Below are 24,965 nucleotides of genomic sequence, written 5' to 3'. Positions count from 1 at the left end.
ACCGTGGCCGTTCTCGAGACATCACCCCGACCCTCACGCACGACGCCGGTCATCCTCACTGCCGCTTCGGCGGTCGCCGCCCTGGCTTTTGCCGCCGTGGGAAGCGGAGCCTTCGGCGGCACCCCGGTGGCCTCCGCCGCAGGCGGCTACTTCTCGAGCACGGCGACGCCGGTGGCCCCAGGGGCCCCGGCCTTCGCCATCTGGAGCGTCATCTACGCGGGCCTGCTCGCCTACGCGGTCTGGCAGCTCCTTCCAGGCGCCCGGCACAGCGCACGCCAGCGCCGGATCCGCCCCTGGGCTGCGGCCTCGATGCTCCTGAACGCCGCATGGCTCTGGGCGGTGCAGCTCGGCTCCGTCCCCGCGAGCCTCGTGGTCATGCTGGCCCTCCTCGGGGTGCTGTGCCGGCTCTTCGCGCTCAGCCTGGCCGAGCGCCCAGCCTCCAGAGCCGAGGCAGTTCTCAGTGACGGGACGTTCGGGCTCTATCTCGGCTGGATCTGCGTCGCGACGGTCGCGAACACCGCATCGGTCTTGGCCTGGGCCGGGGTGAGCCTGCCCGCCGAGCCGTCCGCCGCCGTCGTCCTCGCCCTCGCGGCACTCGTGGGGCTCGCGCTCGCCTCGCGAAGGCGGTGGAGCCCGGTCCTCGCTGTGGCGTGGGGCCTGGCCTGGATCGCCGTGGCGCGGGCGGGAGGTACGCTGGTCCTTCCCGGAACGGCCGTGACCGCAGCCTCGGCCGCCGTCGTCGTCCTCGCGGCAGGTCTGGTGGCCAGCCTCCGCGGCCGGAAGGGGAACCGCGCTTGAGCCGCATCATCGCCGTGACCGGCGCAACGGGCTACATCGGCGGGCGCCTCGTCCCCCGACTGCTCGCCGCCGGCCAACAGGTCCGGGTCCTCGTGCGGAACCCGGCGAAGCTCCGCGACGTCCCCTGGCGCGACGACGTCGAGGCCGTCACCGGGAGCCTTGAGGATCCGGACGCCGTCCGCGCCCTGTGCGACGGGGCCGACGTGGTCTACTACCTCGTCCATTCCATGGGAGCCCGCGCGAACGGAGACTTCGGGGAGAAGGAGCGGGCAGGAGCGACGGCGCTCGCCCAGGCCGCGGCAGCAGGCGGCGTCTCACGGATCGTCTACCTCAGCGGGCTCAACCCCGGCGCCAAACTCAGCCGCCACCTCAAGTCCCGCTCCGAGGTCGGGCGCATCCTCCTCGACTCCGGCGCGCCCACGGCGGTGCTCCAGGCCGGCCTCGTGATCGGATCCGGCTCGGCGAGCTTCGAGATGGTGCGCCATCTCACCGACGTCCTGCCCGTCATGCCAGCGCCCCGCTGGGTGCTCAACCGGGTGCAGCCCATCGCCGTCCGCGATGCCCTGGACTACCTCGAGAGGGCGGCCGACCTTCCGCGGGAGGTCAACCGCACGCTCGATATCGGGGGGCCGGACGTGCTCACCTACGGCGAGATGATGCGCCGCTACGCGCTCGTCGCCGGGATGCGCGCGCCGCTCATCCTTCCCCTCCCCGTCCTGACCCCGTGGCTCGCGGCGCAGTGGGTCAACCTCGTCACGCCGATCCCGCGTGCCCTCGCGATTCCCCTCGTCGAGTCCCTCCAGAACGACTGCGTGGTGCGGGACGCCGACACCGCGGACTTCCTCCCGCCTCCAGCCGGGGGGCTCACGAGCTACGAGCGGGCCGTCGAATTGGCGCTCGCGAAGATCGCCCGCGGCGAGGTCGAGACGACGTGGGCGGGGTCGACGGCTGTGGACGCACCCTCCGACCCGCTCCCCAGCGACCCGAACTGGGCCGGGAGCCGGGTCTTCACGGACTCCCGGACCCAGTTCACCACCGCGCCGCCGGACGACCTCTGGGAGGTCATCCAGGGAATCGGCGGCGAGAACGGCTGGTATTCCTTCCCCCTCGCGTGGGCCGTGCGCGGTTGGATCGACAAGCTCGCGGGCGGGGTGGGCCTTCGGCGCGGACGCCGCGACCCGCGGCGCCTTCAGCTCGGCGACGCACTCGACTGGTGGCGAGTCGAGGCCCTCGAACCCGGGCGGCTCCTGCGACTGCGCGCCGAGATGCGCGTGCCGGGCCGCGCATGGCTCGAGCTGAGCGTCGTGCCGAGGGGCGGTGGGAGCCTCTACTTCCAGCGCGCGGTGTTCGTTCCGCGGGGCCTCGCGGGGCGGCTCTACTGGGCGGCCGTCCTCCCGTTCCACGGCGTCGTCTTCAAGGGCATGGCCGCGCGCATCACCGCCGCGGCAGCGGCCGTGAAGGCCCATCGGATCGGGGTCTAGGGTGAAAGCGATGGCCTACGACACGACCCTTGTCCAGCTGGTCGACGACGCCGGGGCAGCCTTGGGCACGGCCCCCAAATCCGCCGTCCACGGCACCGACACGCCGCTGCACCTCGCCTTCTCGTGCCACGTCCACGACGGCGCCGGGCGCCTCCTCGTGACCCGCCGCGCGCTCGCCAAGCCGACGTGGCCGGGGGTCTGGACCAACTCCTTCTGCGGGCACCCCGCCCCGGGTGAGCCGCTCGCCGAGGCCGTGCGCCGCCGCGCGCGGGAGGAGCTCGGACTCGAGCTCGCGGACGTGTCCGTGGTCCTGCCGGAGTTCCGCTACCGCGCCACGGATGCGTCGGGCATTGTCGAGAACGAGATCTGCCCGGTCTTCCGCGCCCGATCCGAGACGGACCCCGTCCCCGCGGCGGACGAGGTCTGCGAGTGGCAATGGACCACCCCCGATCGCCTCCGCGCGGCGGTGGTCGCGGCCCCGTACGCGTTCAGCCCATGGCTCCGGCTACAACTGCGGCAGCTCGAAGTGGCGGCCCTCTGAGGCACGCGCCCACTGCCCCTGCGTCCCTGGCCCCGTGCTCACTGGGCCCGCGCTCAATGGGCCCGCACTCAATGGGCCCGTGCTGGTCGCCCCTGAGTTCACTGCCCTAGGCGGCGAGCACCCGGGCGGCGCGGACGACGGCGGCGGTCACCTCCGCGAGGCCCGGCGAGTCGAGCGTCCACACCTGCCAGTACAGCCGGAGGGGCTCGGTCCAGTCGGGATTGAGCGTGACGAGCGAGTGGTCCGGATCCTGCTGGTCGGGGACCATGCCCCAGCCGAGCCCGGCGCGAACGGACTCGACGTACTGCACCGAGTCGGGGATGAAGTGCTGCGGGGGCACCGCCGTGGGGGCCACGTGCGCGAGGAGTCCGAGCTGGTGGCTGTCCTTGCGGTCGTACTGCATGACCGGGGCAGCCGCCAGCGCCTCCGGCGTCGAGCCGTCGGGGAACCACCGGTCCACGAACTCTGGCGACGCCTTGGCCCGGTAGAGCATCGTCCCCAGCGGGCGGACGCTGCAGCCTTGAACCGGGGCGGGGTCTGCCGTGACGGCCGCGACCGCGTCGCCCGAACGGAGCAGATCGGCGGTCGCGTGCTCGTCGTCGCGGAGCAGCTCGAGCGCGATCCGCCCGCCGAGCGCGATCTCCTGGAGCGCTGGGGGGAGCCACGTCGCGATCGAGTCCGCGTTGGCCACGATGGGGACCCGGAGACGCTCGGCGCCGGGGTGCGCAGAGCTCGGGTGACCCGCGCCGCCGTCGTTCGCGCCCTCGCCCGCGGCGTCCGGGAAGCGCAGGGCAAGCACGGCCTCGTCGGCGAGGAGCAGGAGCTGGCGCGCCGAGCGGAGCAGCCGCTCCCCCGCCGGGGTCGGCCGCACCGGTTTGAGGCGGCGCACCAGGACGCTTCCCACCGAGCGCTCGAGCGCCTTGATCCGTTGGCTCACGGCCGAGGGCGTGAGCCGCAGCTCGCCCGCCGCGGCCTCGAACGTCTCGAAATCGACGACGGCGGCGAGCGCCCTCAGTTGGTCCAGTTCCACGAGACGATTCTAATGAAGAAACTCTAATGGCGCTGCAAAAATAGTGAATTGATCTTTAGATTATTCGGACCTACCGTCGAACCATGACCTCCACTTCTTCCACCCCGTCACCCCAGTGTTCGCATCCTTCCACCCCCTCACCCCAGTGATCGCCCCCTTTCTCACCGGCGTCGGCGCAGGCCTCGGACTCATCGTCGCCATTGGCGCCCAGAACGCGTATGTGTTGCGCCAAGGCATCCGCCGCGAGTGGATCCTGCCCATCGTGATCGTGTGCGTGGCGAGCGACGCGCTGCTCATCTTCGTCGGCGTGGGCGGGATCGGCGCGGCGATTCAGGGAGCGCCCGTGCTGCTCGACGTGATCCGCTGGGTGGGGGCCGCCTTCCTTGTGGCCTACGGCCTGTTCGCGGCCCGGCGAGCCATTCGGCCCGGGGCCCTCGTGGCCTCCACGGCCTCGCGCGGCGGCGCCACGCTTTGGTCGGCCGCACTCACGGCGATGGCCCTCACGTGGCTCAACCCCCACGTCTATCTGGATACGCTCGTGCTTCTCGGATCCCTCGCGAACGCCCAGGGCGAGTCGGGCCGCTGGCTCTTCGGCGCCGGGGCCGCGACGGCGAGCGCCGTGTGGTTCCCGCTCGTCGGCTTCGGCGCGCGTGGCCTCACCGGATTCTTTGCGCGGCCCGCGTCCTGGCGCGTGCTCGACGGCTGCGTCGCCGTCCTCATGCTCACGCTCGCCGTGCTCCTCGCAACGCGGGGCTGAGACGCAGCGCTCAGACCGCCGCCTCGAGCGACGGAAGCGGCGGCGTCCCCACACTCCAGACCGGAGCCCAAAGCCGGCCGGAGCCGAAGTCCTCCACGAGCTGGGCCGCCGCGTCGTTGAGCCCGCGGACGGGGTTGGGGGCCATGAGAAGCGCGGGGATCCCGGCGTCGGCAAGCGCGTCCTCGGCCGCCTCCCGGTACGTCACGCCCAGATGGGGGTCGAAGACCTGGAGTGCGCCGTCGAGCCAAACCACGCGGTCGGCTCCGCTCAGTGCCACGAAGTCGAGGACGGCGTCGATCTTCCACCACCCCGTCTCCTCCGTCGCGGGGCACAGGAAGCACGCCTGCGGGAGCAGGCCGATCACGTTGTTGAGCTCGCGGCTCGTGGGCCGTGCGAACAGCGCCCGCCAGCGGGCAGCCGAACCCATGCGCCAGAGGGCGGCCGCGCCGGGTCCCCGAGAAGCTCCGAGGTGCCGCGCATCGGCCACAAGCGCTAGTCCTGCCATGAAATTGGGTCCCCTCCACACAGACACAGACGGTTCGCGCTACCGCCCGTGCCGGCGCTCCAGCATGGCCTGTCGACTGCGCAGTTCCAATCATTGGACATGTAAATTGACATGTAAAGTGGCGAATATATGTGCGAATGTGAAGATCACCCGCCCACCTAGGCTTCCAGAGGCCAAAATCCGGTGGTTTCGCGCCCCCGCGTAGAGGGTAGTTAACTCTCAATCGGGCTTGATTGGCTGCCGCTCTGGCTTCCTCTGCCGTCCGTTCATGGGCCGAAAGCAGGTTCGGATGCCAGGTCAGCTGTGGGGCCAAAGCAGTGGCGGGGAATTGGTAGGGGGCCGATACCGGCTCAAGGAGATCATCGGGCGCGGCTCCACGGCGGTGGTGTACCGCGCCCTCGATGAGCCCCTCGATCGGGAGGTCGCCGTCAAGCTGACCCAAACAGCGGCGGCGGACGACGCCGAGCTCCGGCGAAGCGACACCGAGGTGAAACTCCTCGCCCAGCTGACCCACCCGGGGCTCGTCACCCTCTTGGACGCCGGGACCGAGCGCACCCCGAGCGGCGAGCCGCGCGTGTTCCTCGTTATGGAGCTGATCGACGGCCCGGACCTCCGTGGGCGGCTCCGGAGCGGTCCGCTCCCGGCCCCGGCCGTGGCGGAGATCGGCCACGACCTCGCCGAGGCCCTCAGCTACATCCACGGCCGCGGCGTGGTCCACCGCGACGTGAAGCCCGCAAACGTCATGCTGCTGGAGGCCGGAAACGAGGCCTCGCGGTCTCACGCCAAGCTCACCGACTTCGGCATCGCTTGGGTTCCCGATTCGGCCCTGACTCTCGAGGATGCTGTATCGGGCACGCCCGCCTACTTGAGCCCCGAACAGGTCCGCGGCGAGTCGATCGGGCCGGCGAGCGACATCTACTCGCTCGGGCTTGTGCTGCTCCAGTGCCTCACGGGCGAGCTGGCGTTCCCGGGGCCGCCGCTCGAAAGCGCGGTCCGGCGGCTCACGCAGGCGCCACCGATCGACGAGGCGCTCGATCCGCTGTGGCGCGAGCTCATCGCCAGAATGACCGAGATTGACCCCGAGGGTCGGCCCACGGCAGGCGAGGCCGCCGAATGCCTCTACCGGATCGCCGCGCTGGGCGCCCTCGCCGAACTCTCTCCGCGTCGAGAGGCGGCGCAGGAAGAAGAGCGGATGGCGGAGGTCCGCAGCTACGGCATCCTCGACACGCCCCCGGACAACGCGTTCGACCGCATCACGCGCCTCGCGGCCCACCTTCTCGAGGCGCCCATGTCCACGGTGAGCATCGTGGACATCGAGAGGATCTGGTTCCTCTCGAGCCACGGCATCGACGCGAGCGAAGTCGGGAGGGATCCGGGGCTGTGCGCCTCGGCCATCCTCCAGGACGATCTCTGGGTCATCCCGGACGCCGCAGCGGACCTCAGCGCCTCCACCAACCCCTTGGTCACGGGAGCGCCTGGCATCAAGTTCTACGCCGCCATGCCGCTCAAGTCGCCTTCAGGGGCGAATATCGGCACGCTGTCGGTCCTCGACCAGACACCGCGCACCCTCACGGCCGCCCAGGCCAAGATCCTGCGCGAGCTCGCCGGAATCGTCATGGACGAACTCAACCTCCACCGGGCCAGCCTCGGGGCAGCGCCGGCGGCTGAGACCCAGTCCCCGGTGCCACTCCAGTCCCCAGCGACAGCCCAGTCCCCAGTGACGGTCCAGCTCCGGAGCCTCCCGCTGGCGATGTAGGCCGGCAGCCCTTTCCGCGGGGCTCCTTCTGGGCGGGGCGCTACCCGGCGCCGACGGCGATCGTCACGTCCTCGACGTTCGGCAGCGCGCGGTTGAGCCGGCGACGTGCCTCGCTGCGGATGGCATCCGCCTCGCCCATCGTGGCGCTCGACGCCACCCGGACGACGGCGGTCCCGTGCAGCCGGTGCCCGATCCACCGGAGCTGAAGCCGCTCGACGCCGAGCACGCCGGGAGTCGCCTCGAGCGCGTGCTCGCCGCGGTGCACGAGGTCTGGCTCGATCCCATCGAGGAGCCGGCGTCCCAGGCTCTTGACCGTGCCGATCAGGAGCACGATGATCGCGATGCTGATGAGCAGGCCGACGATCGGGTCCGCGAGCGGGAAGCCGAGCATGACGCCGAAGGCGCCCACCACGACGGCGAGCGACGTGAAGCCGTCCGTCCGGGCGTGGACGCCGTCGGCCACGAGCGCCGCGGAGCCAATGCGACGGCCCACCCTGATCCGGTACACCGCGACGGCCTCGTTGCCTGCGAAGCCGATGAGGCCGGCCACGACCACCCACCACAGATTCTCGAGTGGCTGCGGGTGGACGAGGCGGCCGATCGACTGCCACGCGGCGACGATCGCCGAGAGCGCGACGACCGCGATGATGAACAGCCCCGCGAGATCCTCGGCGCGCCCGTAGCCGTACGTGTAGCGCTTGGTCGCCGGCCGCCTCGCGAGGATGAAGGCCACCCAGAGCGGCACGGCCGTGAGGGCGTCGGAGAAGTTGTGGACCGTGTCCGCGAGAAGGGCCACCGATCCGCTGAAGAGGACGACGACGAACTGCAGCACCGTAGTGCCGAGCAGGGCAAAGAGGCTGATCTTGAGGGCCCGGACGCCCTCGTGGCTCGCCTCGAGTGCGTCGTCGATCGAATCGGCCGCGTCGTGGGTGTGCGGAACGAAGAATTCCTTGAGCACGCCGAACACGCCGGTCCCGTGGTCGTGATCGTGATCGTGCGGATGGTGGTCCAGGTCATGCGAATGGCCGTGGTCGTGCGGATGGCCATCGTCATGCGAATGGCCGTGGTCTGGGACCTGCTCGTGCTCATGCACCGGCGATCCCTCGTGGTGGTGGCCATGCGCCGTCATGCCCGCGCCTCCTCGACCGGCTCGCGAGGTTCGCTGGCCCCGACCGCCACGTGAGGTTCGCCGGCTGCGACCGGCTCGGCGGCCGTCGGGTCTGCCACCGCGTGGTGGTGCCGGGGGACGCCGCCGAGCGAATGCTCGGCCTGGAAGATCGCCTCGGTGACCAGCCGGGAGGCATGCTCGTCCGCAAGGGTGTAGAAGGCGCGCGTGCCGTCCTGGCGCGCCGTAACGATCCGCGCGAGGCGCAGCTTCGCGAGATGCTGGGACACTGCGGCCGGAGCCTTGCCCACGACGTCTGCCAGATGGTTCACGGACAGCTCGCTGTGGTTGCTCAAGGCGAGGATGATCCGCACACGGGTCGCATCCGCGAGCATCGAGAAGACCTCGACCGCAAGATCCACGTACTGCGAATCGGGATTGCGTCCGCATATCTGCTTATCTGCATGCATATGCGGATTTATAGCATTCGACCACCCATGCGGCAAAGGCCAGACTCCATCCCGACATCCCGGGCGCCATCCCGAGCACCTGTCCCGGGCACCACCCAAAGCATCGTCCCGGCACTTCGAGCAGCTTCGGCGCTGCCCGGTTCGGGGCCGCTGGCCGTAGGCTGCTCACAGCGGACTTACGGCTCACGGCCCACCGGACCCGCCCCGGATCGGCCCAAAACCCCCTAGATACTGGGCAGAGCATCTAGGACAAAAGGGCATTTCCCCGGGGAACGGGAGGGCGCCCGGCACCGCGCGTGCCGGGCGCCCGCGCCTCCATTGGCCCGCCCGACCGCTCAACTACAGGCGACTGCCTTTCCCACCGCTCAACCACAGGCGACGTCTTTCCCACCGCTCAACCACAAGCGCTGCATTACGTAAGGTGAACGTGCGCTAATTTCCCGAAAGTCGGGTTCCCGGTGTACGTTCCTCTTGCCGGGTAAGGCTTGCCTAACAGGCGAGAGTTCCACCACCCGGTCCCCCCGACCTCCCCCCGAAAGGCCCACCCATGCACCGCTGGAAATCAACGAGCGTCATGAGCGCGGGAGCCATGGCAGCGCTCATGCTGGCCGGATGCTCCGGTACGTCGACCGGATCCCCGTCAGGCTCGGGCGATGCCGGGGCCTCGATCACCGTCTACAACGCCCAGCACGAAGAGCTCACCTCGGCCTGGGTCGCGGAGTTCACCAAAGAGACTGGGATCAAGGTCAATCTCCGCAACGGAGAAGACCCGGAGATGGCCAACCAGATCATCCAGGAGGGCAAGGCCTCACCCGCGGACGTCTTCCTGACCGAGAACTCGCCGGCGATGGATCAGGTCGAGAACGCCCACTTGCTCGCCAAGCTCGACCAGTCGACCCTCGACCAGGTGCCCGCGAAGTACCGCCCCGCGGCCGGGGACTGGACAGGCATTGCGGCCCGCTCGACCGTCCTCGCCTACAACAAGACCAAGCTCACCGAGGCCCAGATGCCGAAGTCGCTTATGGACCTCTCCGACCCGACGTGGAAGGACAAGATCGGCGCGTCCACGGGCGGGGCCGATTTCCAGGCCATCGTGAGCGCCATGTACCAGCTCAAGGGCAGCGATGCGACGCTCGCGTGGCTCAAGGGCATCAAGGACAACGCCCACGCCTACCAGGACGACACGCCTGTGCTCGCGGCCGTCAACAAGGGGGACATCGAGGCCGGGATCCTCTACCACTACTACTCGTTCGTCGACCAGGCGGACACTGGCGAGAACAGCAACAACGTGGCCCTCCACTACTTCAAGAACCAGGATCCGGGCGCGTTCGTGAGCGTTTCGGGCGGCGCGGTCCTCGCCTCGAGCAAGCACCAGTCGCAGGCCCAGAAGTTCATCGCGTTCGTCACGTCGAAGTCCGGTCAGGAGGTGCTCGAGAACGGCAAGTCGTTCGAGTACACCGTCGGCTCCGGCGTCCCGGCCAATCCGAAGCTCGTCCCCCTCACGGAGCTCCAGGCGCCGACGATCGATCCGGGGACCCTCAATGGCCCCCAGGTCAACGACCTCATGACGAAGGCTGGCCTGCTCTGAGGCCAGCCTTTCCCCGGGGGCGAGGTCCGCAGCCGTGCGGGGACAGGCTGAGCCTTGTAGGCAAGCCTGTCGCCGCGTGGCGAGGCCGGAGACGAGCGCAGGGCTCCTGCTCCGGCGGCCGGCGGGGCTAGTCGCCCCGTCCGGTTCGAGTCAGGAAAGCACCCGGATCTTCGCAGCCTGGGCACCCTTGGGCCCGTTCTGGGATTCGAACTCGACCTTCTGGCCGTCTTCGAGGCCACGGTAGCCAGTGCCTTCGATCGCGCTGAAGTGGGCGAAGACGTCCGCCGATCCGTCGTCCGGGCTGATGAAGCCGAAGCCCTTCTCGGAGTTGAACCACTTGACGATGCCGGTTGTAGCCATGATGTATTCCTCTTCTTGTTCTGCCGGACCGCGGAAGCGGGCCGGTTCGTCCATGCCGGTTCGGTCATGGAGATCTGCGGCGGCAGTGCCCCATTGGGGATGCCTTGTCGGCCCGAGCGGCGTAGGTGCCGAGTCTCTCTGGGCCAGGTCGGGCTAGGTGCGTCGGTAGGCGGCGGTCACGGGGCACTCGAACGGGTCCCGGGCCGCGAGGCCGACCCTGTTCAGGTAGGAAATCACCGTCCCGTACGAGCGCCACAGCGTGGTCTCGGTGTAGGGGACACCCAAGGCACGACAGTGCTCGCGGACGATCCCGCGAGCCGTGGCGAGATGGGGTCGGGGCATGCTGGGGAAGAGATGGTGCTCGATCTGGTAGTTCAGACCGCCCATGAGCCAGCTCGCCCACCAGCCGCCGGAGATGTTGCGCGAGGTGCGCACCTGCTTGGAGAAGAAGTCCAGCTTCGCGTCGCGGGCGATCACGGGCATGCCCTTGTGGTTCGGGGCAAACGTGGCGCCCATGTACAGGCCGAACACCGCCAGCTGAACCCCCAGGAACGCCGACGCCATCCCCACCGGCAGCAGCCAGAACAGGGGAATGAGGACCAGGCAGAAGCGCGCCCCCAGCAGGGCAAGCTCTGCCCACCTGCCCTTGATCGGTGCGCGCGAGAACAGGTGCCGGAAGCTCAGGATGTGCAGGTTCAGGCCTTCGAGGGTCAGCAGCGGGAAGAACAGCCAGCCCTGGCGGCGGGTGATCAAGCGGCGCAGGCCCTTGGCCTTCGCAGCGTCCTCTGGGAGGAAGGAGACCGTGTCTACCTCGATGTCCGGATCGCGCCCGATCCGATTCGGGTTGCCATGGTGGCGGCTGTGCTTCGAATCCCACCACGAATAGCTGATCCCCACCACGGCCGCAAGGATTCGAGCGAGCCGGTCATTGGCCGGGCCCGTTGACAGCACCTGTCTGTGCGCTGCCTCGTGCGCAAAAAACGCGACCTGGGTGAGCACGATGCCGAGGGCCGCGGCGACCAGCAGCTGGAACCAGCTCTCACCCAGCAGGATGGAACCCGCGAGGAGGCCGGCCAGCACGGTTGCAAGGGCTGCGCCGAAAATCGAGTAGAACACAGGCGTGCGCCGCAGCAGTCCTGCTTCGCGCGCTACTTGCGAGACCTGGAGATATGCCCGAGTCAGCGGCGGGAAGGACCCGGCATCCGTGGAGGCTTCGTGTTGGAGGCCAGAATGGACGGTAGAGCCGGAAGCAAATGCGATGAGGACGACCGTTCGATCGGCTGCCCTCACACCTGTAGGCGGCTCGGCAGACCATGAAAGCCAAAGGCGGACGCCGATCGCTTCTCACGATCGTACGCGGTCCGGCGTCCGAAAGCGATCCAGAGCGGGCGGAAGCGGGAGCCGCCGCCACGCTTCGGTTCCCCGCCTCAGGGGCTCGGCTTCCCCGACGCTCGGGGCACGACCGACGGACGACGGCGGGGCTCGCCCGGGCGGGGGCCTCGCCGTCGTCTGACTATGGCGCCTTGATTCAGGACCGGTGTAACCTGCCCGGCTTGGTTCGGGACCACCTGCCTCCGGACCGGCGTGTTGTGACGGTTAGTGTGCTCATGTGACCATTCCGCTCGAGGAGTTCGACGACAGCGACGACTCCGTGCTCCGGCCGAGGCCGATCGCTGTCGACGGAGGCTTTCCGGATACGGCGGTCCTGTGCTTCTTCCGTGAGGCGATCGAAGAACTACGCGAACAAGGTCGGCTCGTCCAGATCGGGAAATTCAGTGACGAGATCGGCGGAGCCGGCATCTTCGCGACTCCTGACCACAGGGTCGCGGTGTTCCACCCCGGCGTGGGCGGGCCGCTGAGTGCCCATTGCCTTGAGCAGGCGATCGCAAGCGGCGTCAGATCTGTTCTCGCCATCGGCGGGGCCGGAGCCCTCGCGGAGGAATTCAGCCGGGACGACGTTATCGTCGTGGAATCAGCGGTCCGCGACGAGGGAACCTCATTCCACTACCTTCCGCCTGGCCGCCGCGTCGACTTCGATCCCGACGAAGTACAGCGAATTGTCAGGGCGCTTGGCGAGCACGGGATCTCCGCCCGCGTGGGCGTCACCTGGACCACGGATGCCGATTTCCGAGAGACCCGCGCACGGGTCGAACGTCGTCGAGCGGAAGGATGCGCCGCGGTCGAGATGGAAGCGGCATCGCTGGCAGCCGTGTGCCAGTTCCGCGGCGTCAGGTTCGCGCACGTGCTCTACAGCGGTGACGCACTCCACGGGGAATCCTGGTCCGAGCGGGCATGGACCACGTCCTCCAGACGCGGGCAGCTCCTCGAAGCGGCGATCGGACCGCGCATGCAGTAGTCGAACCGGGCCACTTCCCTCGCTTAGTCGTCCAGTGAGGGGTCGACCTACGGGCGCGACTTCAAGGAGTCCTCTGGCACTAGAGTTCGGTCCATGATCGTGTGGATCAGCTCGAACAGTGGTCTGAAGGCCTATGGAAGGATGACGTTCTGAACGGGATCCTCGTCGTCACAGGTCCGCCCGGGTCTGGCAAATCAACCGTGGCGACTCTGTTGGCTGACCACTTTGATACAAGCGCCCTCGTCGAAGGCGATCGCTTCTTCGGCTTCCTTCGACAGGGCTTCATCCCGCCTTGGCTGCCTGAGGCGCACGCTCAGAACACGGCGGTCATCGAAGCCGCCGCCCAGACCGCCGGACGGTTGGCCAGACACTGCGATGTCGTCTACGACGGTGTTGTCGGGCCGTGGTTCATCAAGACCTTCCTCGAGCACACGGGGCTTGAGGAACTGCATTATGTGATCCTTCTGCCACCGCTCGGTACCTGTATCGCTCGGGTGAAGACACGCACGAACCACGGCTTCACCGACCTCGAGGCCGCAGAGCACATGTGGCGCGATTTCGACCAATCGAGCATCGAGGACCGCCATCGTTTCATCTCGCCCAAAACGGACCCCGAGGGGACGGCGAACCAGATCGCAACCTTGGCGTCCAACGGGCAGTTCATATACCGATCGTCCCCCTGAGGGATCCCTCACCCCTCGCACAACGTCTGAAAAATCTGGCGCGCCCGTAAGCCGGCCGGCTTACGGGCGCCCCACACGGGGGCGGGAGACCAGCACTCTGGCCATGGATCAGCCCAGCCCCTTAGGCTTCGAGCAGCCGGGACGGCCGTCGGTCCATCGAAGAAGGGGAACCAATGGGGGGATACGAAGTCCAGGACGACACCGTCGACCTGCTTGTCACCGCGGCCTATCGTTTGTTCACAAGAGACCTTGCCAGCTACGAGGCCGGAAACGAGCAGATCCGGACCGAAGCGAGCAAGCTGGGCCGGGAGCTCATCCTGGCCAACCGGCTCTCGTTCAATCTGGGCGAAGAACCTACCGAGCCCATCGAGTACCAATGGACACCGGTGGATGAAATCCACGTCGCCCCGCTGGGTGGTCAGCACTACGTGACGATCCTTGTGGCGGCGCATCAGTTCGAGCATGAGAGCCGCGACCACGACAGTTGGCTGTTCAGCAGGGCATGGGCCATCACCGATGCTCTGAAGTACTGGGCCGAGGACTGGCTGTACAAGATCGATTGGCCGAAAGTCACGAGCCAGCGGCCGGGCGGGCACGCCTGGCTGGGCCAGGACACGGTCAACTTCGGCTTTGGATGGACACGGGCAGACGGGTTCCCGGATCTGCAGCCAGACCAGGAACGCCTGGACGACGCCGCGCTCCAGGCTCTGGCGGACGAGGCCAAGCTGAAGGCCAACGACAGCCGCATGGCCGCCATGCGGTGCCTCGCTGCCCTGTTCGCCCGTGACGTTCTCGCGCGGCAGCCCGAAGCAGTGGTCGGCTACCTGGAAACCAAAGACGACGTCAGGGGTTACGCCCAGCTCATGGGAGTGTCCGTGCACGGTGAGGACGGCCGCGCGATAGAGCACGTCGACAGGGAAGGCCAGGTCTTCTCGCCCGACGGGAAACTCGCCCTCCCGGCCGACCGGCGCAGGGCAGAGCTCCTGCACGCGCTACAGATCGCGTTCTACCAGCCACGGTGGACGCATGCCGAGCAGCTCGAAGGCCGGAAGTACGAAGGCCCGTCGGACCGGACCCGAGTGACGAGTTTCCGCCAGGCAGCGGAATGGTCGCCGGCCAGCGAGGCCGGCAAGCAGACACGCTTCGAGTACGAGGATTAAACCGCGGGCCAGCCGCAGTGTGCGAAGGCCATGGGGAGCCGCAAGCCATAGTTCGCGAGCGCGTCGCGCTGGGCGGTCAGGTCCTGCTCGGCGGTCGAGACCCGCGCGAAGCCCGACCTTGATCATTCATCGTTGCCGCCCAAGGAGTTGTCGTCGACGGTCTCCTGCGACCGCGCGACGACCTTTCTGCCCACGCCTCAACCCGTTCGAGCCGAGCCGGGCGGAGGCGGCGAAAAGGAGGGTCCAGCCGGACCGTCGGTCGGTCCATCAACGGACGGCCGTAGAGGGCGAGTTTGTCGAAACCCGCTGCCCAGAACGTGCGAACAACCGAGCGGTAGACCCGCCCCGCCCCAGCCCGGCTCACTCTCGCTGGACCCAGTCAACCCGCTAGAACCACTCAACGTGCAATCATCCAGACATGAGGCGAAGGCTCTCGTCACACGTAGTGATGTCACTTGTATTCACGGAGAACTTCTCAGCCGATCTTGTGCGAAACCGAAAGACAAGACACCCCAGAGCGGCGCCGTCCTCGCCGCGAACGCGGAGTTGCTGAGGATTGCTATTCGAATCAACAGCAAGCAGGGTGCTGTTCCCCGGAGCCAGATGCCGGGCTTCGTGAAGGTCGAGCGTGACTTCGCTGCTCGTGTTGTTTGTGATCGTGACGCCCGCCCATTGGTCACCGTCGACGTAGCTGCCGCAGGCCGTCGCAACAAACACCACACCAACCCAGATGAGCAATCCTGCCATTCGCTCCGCTCGCCTTGCGAATCGAAGAGTTTCAAGCCCTTCAGAGTCAGATATTCCACGCACCCGGTCGGTCCCCATCCAGATTCCCAGCACATCGTCAACGAAATCGTCGACCGTCGAGCACTGATTTTTCACCATTCCTGCTCGATTGTCAGCCAAACTTGGTCTCTGAGGCTCTCGTATCTGGGCTTTCCGAGCAGCTCAGCTCACAGGTACTTCTGGCGTGTCCGCAAGGCGATATCTCAGCGGACATTGCACGCCATAGACTCCCTCCATGGGGAAGGCCGATGGTGGCGGCGTTAGCGGTGAAGCGCTGAAACAGGAGTTCATCGGCGGTGCCTACAGCAACTACAAGGTCAAGGCGGGCCCGCCTTGGATCCGCCTTGTGGTGACCACGAAACAAGTCGAGTTCCGTGCGCGCGGGCTGGCGCGCCTCTTCAGCCGCGGACCCTGGGCGATCCCGCGCGAGCAGGTCAAGGAGGTCTTCGCAAAGAGGCGACCAAATTTCTTCCCATTGATAGCTTGGGACGTCGAAATCGTCACCACCGATCCGAGTGTGTGGTGGACGTTCTGGTCGCCCAACCGTCCCGAACCCCTCCTTCTATTCCTGGAGGAATGCGGCTATGCGGTGGATTGGACTCCGCACAATTGGGCTGGTCTCCCCATCGAGTGAGTCCTGTCTCGGCAAGTGAGAGCAGGGGCCCGTAAGCCGGCCGACCCACGCGCCCTACGGTGCACTCCGCTGTCCCCGAACAGTCCCGAGCCGACCGGAGGGGCGTTACCCCGCGCGATGGGGTGCACGATGAGCGCACGACGAGCGCAACCTCCCAGCGGCCGGCACAGCACCCAGGACTGATCCCGAATCAAGCCGGGCGGATCAGCCCTCGCGCACCAGAATCACGGCCTTGCCGCTCACGCGTCCGGCGGCGAGGTCGTCGAGCGCGGCGCCCGCTCGGGCAAGCGGGTAGGTCTGCGTCACGGCGGGCCGCAGACTGCCGCGGCCAACTGCGGCTGCGAGCGCCTCGAGATCTGCGCGCGCAGTGCGGCCGAACATCCCGCCCAGCCGCTGCCCTACGAACGGAGCGAGGAGTTGCGCCCGCAGCTGCCGATCGAGCCCACCAGTCAGAGGTCCGCCCTGCTCGCCGCCCACGATCACGAGCCGCCCCCGCGGAGCCAGCACGCCGCGGAGGATTGCGAGGGGCCGGTTGCCGGCGAGGTCGAGGACCACGTCGTAGCCCGCTCCGAGGGAGTCGATGCCCTCGCGGCGGTAGTCGATGACCGCGCGGGCGCCGAGCCCCAGGACGAAGTCGCGCTTCGCTCCACTCGCGACGCCCGTCACCACGGCTCCCGCCGCGGCCGCGAGCTGGACCGCGTAGGAACCGACTCCGCCGGATGCACCGATCACGAGGATCCGCTCACCGGACGCAACGCGCGCATGGTCGACCACGGCCTGACGTGCCGTGCACCCGGACACCGGCAGCGCCGCGGCGGCCGCGACGTCGATATGGGCCGGCCGCCGGGCGACCATGCCGGCCTTCGCCAGCGCGTACTCCGCGTAGGTCCCCACGCCCGTGCCGAAGACGGCTTCGCCCACGGCGAGGCCGTCGACCCCCTCGCCGACCGCGGCGACCGTGCCCGCGAGGTCCAGCCCCGGCACGGTCGAGCGCGGCCGGGAGAAGCCGCTCGCGAGGCGGATGGCGTACGGCTTCCCTGTGGCGAGGTGCCAGACCCCGCGATCGACGCCGGCCGCGTCCACCCGCACGAGGACCTCGCCCCGGCCGGGCATGGGCACCGGCGCGTCGCCGAGGGCGAGCACCGAGGCGAGCCCGTCGCCGTAGCGTTCCTGGACGACGGCGGCCATGCGCTCCGGGATCGGCGCGCTCCCCTGGGCCGTCGCGAGGGGATATGAGGTGCTGGAATCGCGCGACATGGTTGCCTCCGAAATACGAACCTTACGATGTAAGGAACGGTAGCCTTACGGCGTAAGCGAGTCAAGGGGTGGAATCGATGGCAGGCAGCGCGCGACGCAGCACCAACCTGAACCGCAGCGAGATCGTCGCGCAGGCCGTCTCCCTCGCTGACTCCGGAGGGATCGAGAAGCTCAGCATGCGCCGGCTCGGCGAGACCCTCGGCGTCGAGGCCATGTCCCTCTATCACCACGTGCCGAACAAGACGTCGCTGCTCGACGAGATGGTCGATTCCGTGTTCGCCGAGATCGAGCTCCCCTCGGGCGGCTGGCGCTCGGGCCTGGGGAACCGCGCCCGATCGCAGCGGGCGGCGCTGCACCGCCACCCGTGGGCTCTCCCGCTCCTCGAATCCCGGTCGACGCCAGGCCTCGCAAACCTCCGTCACCACGACGCCGTCCTGGGCTACCTCCGCGGCGCGGGCTTCAGTGTGCGCGCAGCGGGCCACGCCTACGCGCTCCTCGATGCGTTCGTGTACGGATTCGTCGTCCAGGAACAGGCCCTGCCGTTCGACGCCGAATCCGCGCCGGCGATGGCCTCCTCGATGCTCGAGGCCCAGGCCGCCGAGGGGTTCCCGCACCTCGAGGAATTCATGCGCGAGGTCGTCGCGTCCGGCGGCTACGACTTCGCCGACGAGTTCGGAATCGGGCTCGATCTCGTCCTCGATGCCGTGGCCTCGCTGCGAGCCTAGGCCGGCACCACGGCGGCCCGATCCGCCGCAACCGAGTGCCCGCTACCGCAGAGGAGCGGCCCGCCTGGACTAGGCTTGGTCAGGAACGAAGTCCGGGCGAAAGGCAGAACGTGGCCGAGAGCGACGCCGGGCTCAGGCCTTCACTCGTGGGCGGGCGGTACCTGCTCCTCGAAGTCGCGGGCAGCGGAGCGATGGCGACGGTACACCGCGCACGGGACGAAGTCTTGGGCCGCACAGTGGCAGTCAAGACCTTCCGCACCCACACCCCGGACCCGCAGCACGAACAGCGCCGCCGCGGCGAGATGGAAGTCCTCGCGCGCCTGAGTCACCCCAACCTCGTCCATCTCTTCGACGCCGGGACGGAGACGGGCGGAGACGGCACGGCGAACGTCACGTACCTCGTCATGGAGTTCGTCGAAGGGACCGACCTCCGCCGCCGCCTCGCTTCGGGCGCCCTTCCGCCCGAGAGCGTCCGCCTCCTCGGCCTGGACCTCGCCGCCGGGCTCGCCTACCTCCACGGCCTTGGCGTGGTGCACCGCGACATCAAGCCCGCGAACATCCTCATCCCCGCCGACCAGGGCCGGGGCCGCCAGCCGGCGAAGCTCACGGACTTCGGCATCGCCCGGCTCGCGGACGCGGAGCGGCTCACTGCCACCAATACCACCATCGGCACGGCGAACTACCTGAGCCCCGAGCAGGCACGCGGCGAGACCGTGGGCGCGGCCTCGGACGTGTACTCGCTCGGGCTCGTGCTGCTTGAGTGCCTCACCGGGACGGTCGAGTTCCCGGGCGGGGCCGTCGAGTCCGCGGTCGCGCGGCTCCAGCGCGATCCCCGCGTCCCGCCCTCCCTCGGGGAGCCCTGGGTGTCGCTGCTGCCCCGCCTGCTGGCGCGGAATCCCGCAGACCGGCCGACGGCGGCCGAGGTCGAGGGCTTCCTCAGGATCGACCGCGCGCTCAGGCCGACGTCCGCTGACGGCGCAACCGAAGTGATCGGAACGGACGACGGCGCCACTCGCCCGCTGCCCCCAGCGGCAGCTCCCGCTCCCCACGCCACACGGACGCTCCCAGCGGCTCCGCCGTATCCGACCCGACAGCCGCGCTCGGTTCAGGCAACCACGGCGCCGGCCCCTACCGCGCAGGCCTCCGCGCGGCGCAAGGCACTCCTCCGGAGGCCCATCGCGTGGGTGCTGGCCGCCGTCGTCCTTCTCGGCGTGCTCGTCTCGGTGCCGCTCGCGCTGCGTGCAGCCGCCCCTCGGCCGGGACCGCCACCGGCCTCGCCGTCCATCCCGGGGCCCCTAGGAACCCATCTCGACCAGCTCGAACGGAGCGTGAGACCGTGACAGTCACTCACCGCATCGTGCTCTCGGCGGCCGCGGCCTGCCTCGCAGCCGCGACTCTCGCGGGGTGTGCGCAGTCGCCGTCGGACTTTGACTCGAGCGTCGCGGCCTCATTGCAGGCCGCGACGGAGAAGGTGCGCACGGAGGCCGCCGGTGGGCGCTACGCGAACGCGCTCCAGGAGCTTCAGAGCATCGAATCCGAAGCCAACGACGCGGCCACGCAGGGAAAGCTCAGCGCCGCGAGGAAACAGGATGTCCTCGCGGCGCTGGCCCTTGTTCGTGCGGATCTCCAGGCCCTCATGGGCTCCCGGAGTACCCCGAGCACCAGCCCCTCCGCGAGCACCAGCCCCTCCGCGCCGAGCACGCCGTCCAAATCCCAGAAGAAGGACAAGGCCCCCGAGCCGAGCACTCAGGATCAGGACGACAACTAGCGCGGAGGCGCTGGCCTGCCCGTCAGGCGGTGGTCGGAGCCGCCTCGGCGTCAATCGCCTCGAATTCGAACTCGTCGGCGCCCACGGCCGCCTCGATCTGCTCGGGCTTCATGGCCAGAGCCACCGCGACGTAGAACATCACGAGGCTGAAGATCACGACCACCACGATGTCGATCCATTCCGGCAGGACGTTGAGGGCTCCCTTGCCGTAGCGGCCCAGCAGGCCGATGACGAGCATCCCGAGGAGCCACGGCCAGACCCACAGGAGCGAGCGCAGGCCGAGGTCCTTGCTTCTCCGCTGGCGCATCCGGACGAGGGATGCGATCAAGAAGACCACGCCACCGCCCACGATCGCCACGACGAGCTTCCAGATCGCCTCGAAGCCGGACCAGTAGATGATCAGGTTCGCGGCAATGAATCCGAGCGGCGTCATGATCTTGGCCATCGGAACCCGGTATGGGTGATCGCGTCCTGAGTGCTGGCGGTAGAGCGCCGCGAGTGAGACCGGCGCGAACGCGTACATGATGGCCGTCGCGTCGGTGATGAGACCCACGAGCTCCTGCCAGCTCGGGAACGGCAGGAGCGCGATGAGGCCCACGACGAAGGCGATGAGGATCGACACCCACGGCACGCCGCGCTTGTTGATCTTCGTCAGCGCCGACGGCATCGCGACGTCCTCGCCGAGGGCGTAGGAGATGCGGGCCGAGGTGCCGAGGTACACGAGGCCGGTTCCGGCCGGCGAGACCACGGCGTCGATGAGCAGGATCGAGGCAAGCCATCCCGCCCCAGCCGCAATAGCCAGGTCGTAGTACGGGCCGAAGCTGCCGGCGCCGAGCGGGTTGTCCCAGCCCTTCGTGATGTTGTTCGGATCGATCGCGCCGATGAACGCGACCTCAAGGAAGATGTAGATCACGGCGCCGATGAACATCGCGAGGATGATCGAGCGGGCCACGTGCTTCTTCGGGTTCTTGGCCTCGCCGGCCATCTGCGCGGCCTGCTCGAAGCCCTGGAGCGCGAACACGACGCCGAGCGGGAGCGCGGCGAAGATTCCGTGGAAGCCGTTCGGCGCGAAGCCGCCGCCACCCTGCGAGAAGTTCCCCCCGTGGAACGTCAGCGCAATGATCACGACGATCGTCACGATCGGCACGATGGTCTTCCAGATCACCACCAGGATGTTGCTGTCAGAGAGCCACTTCGCTCCCATCAGGTTGATGAACGTGAAGATGAGAAGAGCCACGACCGCGATCCCGATCCCCGTCGGGGTCAGCGTCTGGTCCTTGTTGACCATGTTGATCCCCGACGCCCACGGTGCGCTCTCCAGGTAGGTGATCGCGCCCTCAACTTCGATCGGCGCGATCATGACCGCCTGCAGATAGCCCGACCATCCCGCCGTGAACCCGGCGAAGGCCCCGAACGCGTAGTAGGGGTAGCGTGCGGTGCCGCCCGCCACGGGGTACGCGGCACCGAGATCGGCGTGGATGAGCGCCAAGATCAGCAGGAGGACTGCGGCGAGGAGCCACGAGATGATCGAGGCCGGTCCGGCCGACTTTGCTGCGCCGAGCGCTCCGAGGAGCCACCCGGAGCCGATAATCGATCCGAGGGAGACGAACGTCAACCCCCAGAATCCAACAACTCTCTTAAGCGGTCTGCCGCCATGTTCCGACGGACGGACAACGTTGTGTGCCATTCGGACCCTTCCCTTGCGGGTTGTCATTTGTTACGACTGGTCCCCCTTAACCCGACGAACATTACCGAACATTTCGTCGAGGCGCTGTAAATCTGAGTGACTGATATCAAGTCGCAGTCAATGGGGCTCTCACCTGCGGCTTCACAGTGGCGGAGGGTGCCGCGGGGAGGCTGTGCCACGGAGAACCGGCGTCCCAGGAGGCGGCGCGGCGCGCGGCATGGTCAGCCGTGCCCCGGGATCGGAGCCCCGAACGGGAGGCCCTCCCTGATGTAGCCGTCGTAGAGCGGCTGCCATTCGAGCGCCCCCGCGCTGTGCGGCCCACCGGGCTCCCCGCCGCCGAGCTTGAGAGCCAGCTCCGCGAGGCACACGTGCCAGCCAGCCGCGTTGCGGGCGGCGGCATTGCGGTCGCCGAGCCAGTTGCGCAGCGTGAGCTCGGAGTCCGTCGCCGAACCCTCGACCCGGAACTCGAGCGTGTCCTCTCCCCACTCGAACGCCCAGCGCAGCGGCGGCTCCCACTCGGCGATGCGCTCCACCGACGGTTCTTGGTTGGGGTCACCGCTCAGGGTCACCGACCCGCCGTCGTGATCGATGACGACGGCGGAGGGGAACCAACCAGCGAATCCCTCGCTCGTGCTGACGGCGGCCCAGACCTTGGCCGCCGAAACGGGGTAGGAGCGCACGAACGTCACTGACGCGCGGCCGTCTTCCTCGCTGTACTGGCCGTCGAGTTCTTCCATGAATCTGGCTCCCTCCAGTGTCAGTGCCGGCCTGTGTCAGTGCCGAAATCCCCGGACCGGACGGGTCCCGTCGCCGCGGTCGCCGAGTTCTTACCCAGGGTCCGCGATACGGAATCAGTGGCCGTAGATCGCACCGACGATCGCATCGAAGGCCCGGTCCGGCAGGAGCTTCCGGGCGGCGAGGATGAGCCCCGCGTTGCCGCCCACGGGATAGCGCGCGGCCGGGTTCTTGGACTGGACGGCCCGCGCGATCGTCCCGGCAACCTCCTCCGGCACCCCGGCGCGGCCGGGCCTGTCGAAGTCGGCGAGGACGTTCGCGACCTTGCGGGCGTTCTCCTGGTAGGGCGTGCCCTCGGAGTTCTCGAGCAGGGAGTCGCGGGCGATGGTGCTCCACTCGGACAGGATGGGCCCTGGCTCGATGAGCACCACGCGGATCCCGAACGGCTTGAGCTCGATCCGGAGGGAGTCCGAGAGCCCCTCGACCGCGAACTTGGCGGCGTGGTACCAGGACCCCAGCGGCTCGTAGAACTTCCCGCCGATCGAGGAGATGTTAACGATCGTGCCCGAGCCCCTATCCCGCATGCCCGGGATCACGAGCTGGGCGAGCCGCGCCAGCCCGAAGACGTTGACCTCGAACTGCCGTCTGGCCTCGTCGATCGGCACGCGCTCGAGCGCGCCGTAGGAGCCGTAGCCCGCGTTGTTGACCAAGACGTCGAGCTCGCCGGCCTCGTCGCGGATCTGCTGGATCCCCGCGCTCATGGACTCGTCCGAGGTGACGTCCATCGCGAGGATGCGCGCGCCGTCGTCTTTGAGGCCCTGCATGCGCTCGACGCGCCGCGCCGCCGCATAGACCGTGAAGCCGGCGCCGAGGAGGGCCCGCACCGTGGCCTCGCCGATTCCGCTGGACGCACCTGTTACGAGGGCAACCTGCTGCATGGTCCTCAACGCTACCCCAGGTCCGGATTCCCCGGAATCGTCGGATTGCGGCGAGTTCGAGGACCCAGCGCCCGGTCGTCCGCCGGCCCCGTCGCCACCGCGCCGGGCGCTGCCCGGTGTGACAAGCTGGGCCCATGAGCCACCGCAGACTCGCCGCGTCCTCGCGCTCCAACGTGCCGCCGTTCGCGGTCATGGACATCCTCGCGAGGGTCAGCGAGCTCCGTGCCGCGGGCCGCGACGTCGTCTCGCTGTGCGCGGGCGAACCATCCGGCGGCGCCCCCTCCGGTGTCTCGGCGAAGGCCGCGGAGCTCCACGCTTCGGGCCTCGCCCTCACCTACACGCCCGCGCTCGGCACCGCGGAACTACGGGCCGCCATCGCGGGCCACTATCGCCGCTGGTATGGGCTCGACGTCGATCCCGCCCGCGTCGCGGTGACAACCGGCTCCTCCGGGGCTTTCGTGCTCGGGTTCCTCGCCGCGTTCGAGGTGGGCGACCGCGTTGCGCTCGCCCGCCCGGGCTACCCTGCCTACCGGAACATCCTCGCGGCGCTCGGTTGCGAGGTCGTCGAGGTGGACTGCGGTCCGGAGACGCGGTATCAGCCCACGTCCGAGCTCCTGGAGGCGGCCGCGCGCGAGCGCGGCCCGCTGGCCGGCGTGGTCGTGGCCTCCCCGGCCAACCCGACCGGGACGATGGTCAGCCGGGCCGAGCTCTCGGACCTCGCGGCCTGGTGCTCGGCGAACGGGGCCAGGCTCGTCAGCGACGAGATCTACCACGGCATCACCTACCCCGGACCCAGGGCGGCCGCGGACGCCGGGGCCGGGGCCAGGGCGGACACGGCCAACGCGCGCGGCGTGTGCGCGTGGGAGCTGGATCCGGAGGCGATCGTCGTCTCGAGCTTCTCGAAGTACTGGGGCATGACTGGCTGGCGGCTCGGCTGGATGCTCTTGCCCGAGGAGCTCACGCCCGCCGTCGACGCCCTCGCCGGCAACGTCGCGCTGTGCCCGCCCGCGCCGTCGCAGCTCGCGGCGGTCGCGGCCTTCTCGCCCGAGTCGTACGCCGAGGCTGACGGGTGGGTCGCGGAGTACGCCGAGACCCGGCGCACGCTGCTCGACGGGCTTGGCCCCCTCGGTTGGGGCCCGGCGGCACCGGCCGACGGCGCGTTCTACCTCTACGCCGAGGTCGGTCCCCAGCTCGAGCGCTTCGGCGACTCGCGCGAGTACTGCCGCGCGCTGCTCGAGGCCGAGGGCGTGGCCCTCGTGCCGGGCACCGATTTCGACGCGCGGGCCGGCCACCGCTCGGTGCGCCTCAGCTTCGCCGCGGGTTCCGCGGCCGTGAGCGCCGCCGTCGAACGCATCCTGCGGTTCCAGGCGAAGGCGTCCTGACCTCCCACTATTCGTCGCGGTGGCCGCGCAGCCTCTCCATGTCCCGGCGGTCTTTCTTGGTGGGCCGCCCGGCGCCGCGGTCGCGCTGCGGCAGGCCCAGGAACGGCGCGGGCGGCCGCTCGGGCGTGTGGTCGGTGTAGCAGCGGGAGGCGGCCTCGGCGCCCACCCGCTTCACGATCAGCACGTGCACCTCGAGGATCCGCTCGAAGCCCGGCTGCCGGACGCGGATCGTGTCGCCTGGGACCACGGTCTGGGATGCCTTGACGGGGTTCCCGTTGAGTCGAACATGCCCCGCACGGCATGCAGCTGTGGCCGCCGAACGGGTCTTGTAGGCGCGCACCGCCCACAGCCACGCGTCGATCCGAACTGCGGACGGCGCCGAGGCGGGCGCGTGCGAAGAAGCCATGGTGCCCAGAAGTCTAGCGGCGTATCGTCGGGGCATGGGGGGAACACCGGTTAGGAG

26 protein-coding genes are annotated in these 24,965 nt (G+C 68.9%); 14 read left to right on the top strand and 12 right to left on the bottom strand.

Going from position 1 to position 24,965, the window contains the following annotated elements; all coding sequences use genetic code 11:
- Positions 1-3 precede the first annotated feature (3 nt).
- Genes E6A26_RS12550 through idi form a run of 3 tightly spaced genes read left to right on the top strand, consistent with a single transcriptional unit; the run spans position 4 to position 2,820 of the window.
- A complete protein-coding gene (locus E6A26_RS12550; RefSeq protein WP_234865428.1) occupies positions 4-798 on the top strand; it encodes a TspO/MBR family protein in 795 nt (264 codons plus the stop codon).
- Complete coding sequence (locus E6A26_RS12545) at positions 795-2,279, top strand: SDR family oxidoreductase (protein ID WP_234865426.1); 1,485 nt, start codon at positions 795-797, stop codon at positions 2,277-2,279. The genes E6A26_RS12550 and E6A26_RS12545 overlap by 4 nt, the downstream gene beginning before the upstream one ends.
- 10 nt (positions 2,280-2,289) lie before the next feature.
- Complete coding sequence (gene idi / locus E6A26_RS12540) at positions 2,290-2,820, top strand: isopentenyl-diphosphate Delta-isomerase (protein ID WP_136611529.1); 531 nt, start codon at positions 2,290-2,292, stop codon at positions 2,818-2,820.
- A 106-nt stretch (positions 2,821-2,926) separates the two neighbouring features.
- Here idi and E6A26_RS12535 read toward each other — a convergent pair whose 3' ends face one another.
- Complete coding sequence (locus E6A26_RS12535) at positions 2,927-3,850, bottom strand: ArgP/LysG family DNA-binding transcriptional regulator (RefSeq protein ID WP_136611528.1); 924 nt, start codon at positions 3,848-3,850, stop codon at positions 2,927-2,929.
- Positions 3,851-3,995: 145 nt separating this feature from the next.
- Between E6A26_RS12535 and E6A26_RS12530 the strand changes: the two genes are divergently transcribed.
- Entirely contained in the window at positions 3,996-4,607 is a 612-nt protein-coding gene (locus E6A26_RS12530; RefSeq protein ID WP_136611527.1) for a LysE/ArgO family amino acid transporter, read from the top strand.
- Positions 4,608-4,617: 10 nt separating this feature from the next.
- Here the strand turns inward: E6A26_RS12530 and E6A26_RS12525 are convergent, their stop codons facing one another.
- Positions 4,618-5,112, bottom strand: a complete 495-nt coding sequence (locus tag E6A26_RS12525; RefSeq protein ID WP_136611526.1) for a hypothetical protein — start codon at positions 5,110-5,112, stop codon at positions 4,618-4,620.
- A gap of 289 nt (positions 5,113-5,401) precedes the next feature.
- On the opposite strand from E6A26_RS12525, the gene E6A26_RS12520 reads away from it, so the two are divergent.
- Positions 5,402-6,868, top strand: a complete 1,467-nt coding sequence (locus E6A26_RS12520) for a GAF domain-containing serine/threonine-protein kinase (protein ID WP_136611525.1) — start codon at positions 5,402-5,404, stop codon at positions 6,866-6,868.
- 40 nt (positions 6,869-6,908) lie between these two features.
- On the opposite strand, the gene E6A26_RS12515 is transcribed toward E6A26_RS12520, so the two are convergent.
- On the bottom strand, positions 6,909-7,997 hold the full coding sequence (locus E6A26_RS12515; protein ID WP_136611524.1) for a cation diffusion facilitator family transporter: 1,089 nt from the start codon (positions 7,995-7,997) through the stop codon (positions 6,909-6,911).
- Positions 7,994-8,443 carry an ArsR/SmtB family transcription factor gene (locus E6A26_RS12510; RefSeq protein ID WP_211129110.1) on the bottom strand — a complete coding sequence of 150 codons (450 nt, stop codon included), beginning with the start codon at positions 8,441-8,443 and terminating at the stop codon, positions 7,994-7,996. Before E6A26_RS12510 ends, E6A26_RS12515 begins: the two co-directional genes overlap by 4 nt.
- 574 nt (positions 8,444-9,017) lie before the next feature.
- On the opposite strand from E6A26_RS12510, the gene E6A26_RS12505 reads away from it, so the two are divergent.
- Positions 9,018-10,031 carry an iron ABC transporter substrate-binding protein gene (locus E6A26_RS12505; RefSeq protein WP_136611523.1) on the top strand — a complete coding sequence of 338 codons (1,014 nt, stop codon included), beginning with the start codon at positions 9,018-9,020 and terminating at the stop codon, positions 10,029-10,031.
- Between the two features lie 150 nt (positions 10,032-10,181).
- On the opposite strand, the gene E6A26_RS12500 is transcribed toward E6A26_RS12505, so the two are convergent.
- Positions 10,182-10,391: a cold-shock protein gene (locus E6A26_RS12500; protein WP_136611522.1), complete on the bottom strand. Its 210-nt coding sequence runs from the start codon at positions 10,389-10,391 to the stop codon at positions 10,182-10,184.
- A gap of 153 nt (positions 10,392-10,544) precedes the next feature.
- A complete protein-coding gene (locus tag E6A26_RS12495) occupies positions 10,545-11,573 on the bottom strand; it encodes a fatty acid desaturase family protein (protein ID WP_234865445.1) in 1,029 nt (342 codons plus the stop codon).
- 427 nt (positions 11,574-12,000) lie between these two features.
- On the opposite strand from E6A26_RS12495, the gene E6A26_RS12490 reads away from it, so the two are divergent.
- The 3 genes from E6A26_RS12490 (at position 12,001) to E6A26_RS12480 (ending at position 14,590) form a co-directional block, all read left to right on the top strand.
- On the top strand, positions 12,001-12,747 hold the full coding sequence (locus E6A26_RS12490) for a nucleoside phosphorylase (protein ID WP_136611521.1): 747 nt from the start codon (positions 12,001-12,003) through the stop codon (positions 12,745-12,747).
- Positions 12,748-12,848: 101 nt separating this feature from the next.
- Positions 12,849-13,430: an AAA family ATPase gene (locus E6A26_RS12485; protein ID WP_136611520.1), complete on the top strand. Its 582-nt coding sequence runs from the start codon at positions 12,849-12,851 to the stop codon at positions 13,428-13,430.
- Between the two features lie 173 nt (positions 13,431-13,603).
- On the top strand, positions 13,604-14,590 hold the full coding sequence (locus E6A26_RS12480; RefSeq protein ID WP_136611519.1) for a hypothetical protein: 987 nt from the start codon (positions 13,604-13,606) through the stop codon (positions 14,588-14,590).
- A 408-nt stretch (positions 14,591-14,998) separates the two neighbouring features.
- Here E6A26_RS12480 and E6A26_RS12475 read toward each other — a convergent pair whose 3' ends face one another.
- Positions 14,999-15,475: a hypothetical protein gene (locus E6A26_RS12475; protein ID WP_136611518.1), complete on the bottom strand. Its 477-nt coding sequence runs from the start codon at positions 15,473-15,475 to the stop codon at positions 14,999-15,001.
- Positions 15,476-15,611: 136 nt separating this feature from the next.
- Here E6A26_RS12475 and E6A26_RS12470 point away from each other — a divergent pair, with 136 nt between their 5' ends.
- Positions 15,612-16,010 carry a hypothetical protein gene (locus E6A26_RS12470; protein ID WP_136611517.1) on the top strand — a complete coding sequence of 133 codons (399 nt, stop codon included), beginning with the start codon at positions 15,612-15,614 and terminating at the stop codon, positions 16,008-16,010.
- Between the two features lie 204 nt (positions 16,011-16,214).
- Here E6A26_RS12470 and E6A26_RS12465 read toward each other — a convergent pair whose 3' ends face one another.
- A complete protein-coding gene (locus E6A26_RS12465) occupies positions 16,215-17,267 on the bottom strand; it encodes an NAD(P)-dependent alcohol dehydrogenase (RefSeq protein ID WP_211129106.1) in 1,053 nt (350 codons plus the stop codon).
- A 77-nt stretch (positions 17,268-17,344) separates the two neighbouring features.
- On the opposite strand from E6A26_RS12465, the gene E6A26_RS12460 reads away from it, so the two are divergent.
- The 3 genes from E6A26_RS12460 to E6A26_RS12450 all read left to right on the top strand — a co-directional run bounded on the left by E6A26_RS12460 (position 17,345) and on the right by E6A26_RS12450 (position 19,760).
- Complete coding sequence (locus E6A26_RS12460) at positions 17,345-17,992, top strand: TetR/AcrR family transcriptional regulator (RefSeq protein WP_136611516.1); 648 nt, start codon at positions 17,345-17,347, stop codon at positions 17,990-17,992.
- 110 nt (positions 17,993-18,102) lie between these two features.
- A complete protein-coding gene (locus E6A26_RS12455) occupies positions 18,103-19,332 on the top strand; it encodes a serine/threonine-protein kinase (protein ID WP_234865424.1) in 1,230 nt (409 codons plus the stop codon).
- A complete protein-coding gene (locus tag E6A26_RS12450; RefSeq protein WP_136611515.1) occupies positions 19,329-19,760 on the top strand; it encodes a hypothetical protein in 432 nt (143 codons plus the stop codon). The genes E6A26_RS12455 and E6A26_RS12450 overlap by 4 nt, the downstream gene beginning before the upstream one ends.
- 22 nt (positions 19,761-19,782) lie before the next feature.
- On the opposite strand, the gene E6A26_RS12445 is transcribed toward E6A26_RS12450, so the two are convergent.
- The 3 genes from E6A26_RS12445 to E6A26_RS12435 form a co-directional block, all read right to left on the bottom strand.
- Positions 19,783-21,375, bottom strand: coding sequence for an APC family permease (locus tag E6A26_RS12445; protein ID WP_211129104.1), 1,593 nt, complete (start codon positions 21,373-21,375; stop codon positions 19,783-19,785).
- 293 nt (positions 21,376-21,668) lie between these two features.
- The gene (locus tag E6A26_RS12440) at positions 21,669-22,184 is read right to left on the bottom strand and encodes an SRPBCC domain-containing protein (RefSeq protein ID WP_136611513.1); all 516 of its coding nucleotides are present in this window, start codon (positions 22,182-22,184) and stop codon (positions 21,669-21,671) included.
- Positions 22,185-22,298: 114 nt separating this feature from the next.
- Positions 22,299-23,120, bottom strand: coding sequence for an oxidoreductase (locus E6A26_RS12435; protein WP_136611512.1), 822 nt, complete (start codon positions 23,118-23,120; stop codon positions 22,299-22,301).
- Positions 23,121-23,254: 134 nt separating this feature from the next.
- Between E6A26_RS12435 and E6A26_RS12430 the strand changes: the two genes are divergently transcribed.
- A complete protein-coding gene (locus E6A26_RS12430; protein ID WP_136611511.1) occupies positions 23,255-24,502 on the top strand; it encodes an aminotransferase class I/II-fold pyridoxal phosphate-dependent enzyme in 1,248 nt (415 codons plus the stop codon).
- Between the two features lie 7 nt (positions 24,503-24,509).
- Here E6A26_RS12430 and E6A26_RS12425 read toward each other — a convergent pair whose 3' ends face one another.
- Positions 24,510-24,908 (bottom strand): RNA-binding S4 domain-containing protein, encoded by a 399-nt coding sequence (locus E6A26_RS12425; RefSeq protein ID WP_136611510.1) that lies wholly within the window; start codon positions 24,906-24,908, stop codon positions 24,510-24,512.
- Between the last annotated feature and the right edge of the window lie 57 nt (positions 24,909-24,965).

Origin of the sequence: Sinomonas albida (assembly GCF_004919045.1) — a bacterium.
Classification (GTDB): domain Bacteria; phylum Actinomycetota; class Actinomycetes; order Actinomycetales; family Micrococcaceae; genus Sinomonas; species Sinomonas albida.
The sequence above is the reverse complement of the archived record's forward strand: the minus strand, read 5'-3'. Positions and strand labels throughout refer to the sequence as shown.

Excerpts from the sequence above, each read along its gene's own strand:
- E6A26_RS12430 (WP_136611511.1), top strand. The coding sequence starts at position 23,255 with ATGAGCCACCGCAGACTCGCCGCGTCCTCGCGCTCCAACGTGCCGCCG.
- E6A26_RS12425 (WP_136611510.1), bottom strand. The coding sequence starts at position 24,908 with ATGGCTTCTTCGCACGCGCCCGCCTCGGCGCCGTCCGCAGTTCGGATC.
- E6A26_RS12480 (WP_136611519.1), top strand. The coding sequence starts at position 13,604 with ATGGGGGGATACGAAGTCCAGGACGACACCGTCGACCTGCTTGTCACC.
- E6A26_RS12515 (WP_136611524.1), bottom strand. The coding sequence starts at position 7,997 with ATGACGGCGCATGGCCACCACCACGAGGGATCGCCGGTGCATGAGCAC.
- E6A26_RS12465 (WP_211129106.1), bottom strand. The coding sequence starts at position 17,267 with ATGTCGCGCGATTCCAGCACCTCATATCCCCTCGCGACGGCCCAGGGG.
- idi (WP_136611529.1), top strand. The coding sequence starts at position 2,290 with ATGGCCTACGACACGACCCTTGTCCAGCTGGTCGACGACGCCGGGGCA.
- E6A26_RS12505 (WP_136611523.1), top strand. The coding sequence starts at position 9,018 with ATGAGCGCGGGAGCCATGGCAGCGCTCATGCTGGCCGGATGCTCCGGT.
- E6A26_RS12510 (WP_211129110.1), bottom strand. The coding sequence starts at position 8,443 with ATGCATGCAGATAAGCAGATATGCGGACGCAATCCCGATTCGCAGTAC.
- E6A26_RS12460 (WP_136611516.1), top strand. The coding sequence starts at position 17,345 with ATGGCAGGCAGCGCGCGACGCAGCACCAACCTGAACCGCAGCGAGATC.
- E6A26_RS12525 (WP_136611526.1), bottom strand. The coding sequence starts at position 5,112 with ATGGCAGGACTAGCGCTTGTGGCCGATGCGCGGCACCTCGGAGCTTCT.
- E6A26_RS12470 (WP_136611517.1), top strand. The coding sequence starts at position 15,612 with ATGGGGAAGGCCGATGGTGGCGGCGTTAGCGGTGAAGCGCTGAAACAG.
- E6A26_RS12500 (WP_136611522.1), bottom strand. The coding sequence starts at position 10,391 with ATGGCTACAACCGGCATCGTCAAGTGGTTCAACTCCGAGAAGGGCTTC.
- E6A26_RS12475 (WP_136611518.1), bottom strand. The coding sequence starts at position 15,475 with ATGGTGAAAAATCAGTGCTCGACGGTCGACGATTTCGTTGACGATGTG.
- E6A26_RS12440 (WP_136611513.1), bottom strand. The coding sequence starts at position 22,184 with ATGGAAGAACTCGACGGCCAGTACAGCGAGGAAGACGGCCGCGCGTCA.
- E6A26_RS12435 (WP_136611512.1), bottom strand. The coding sequence starts at position 23,120 with ATGCAGCAGGTTGCCCTCGTAACAGGTGCGTCCAGCGGAATCGGCGAG.
- E6A26_RS12520 (WP_136611525.1), top strand. The coding sequence starts at position 5,402 with ATGCCAGGTCAGCTGTGGGGCCAAAGCAGTGGCGGGGAATTGGTAGGG.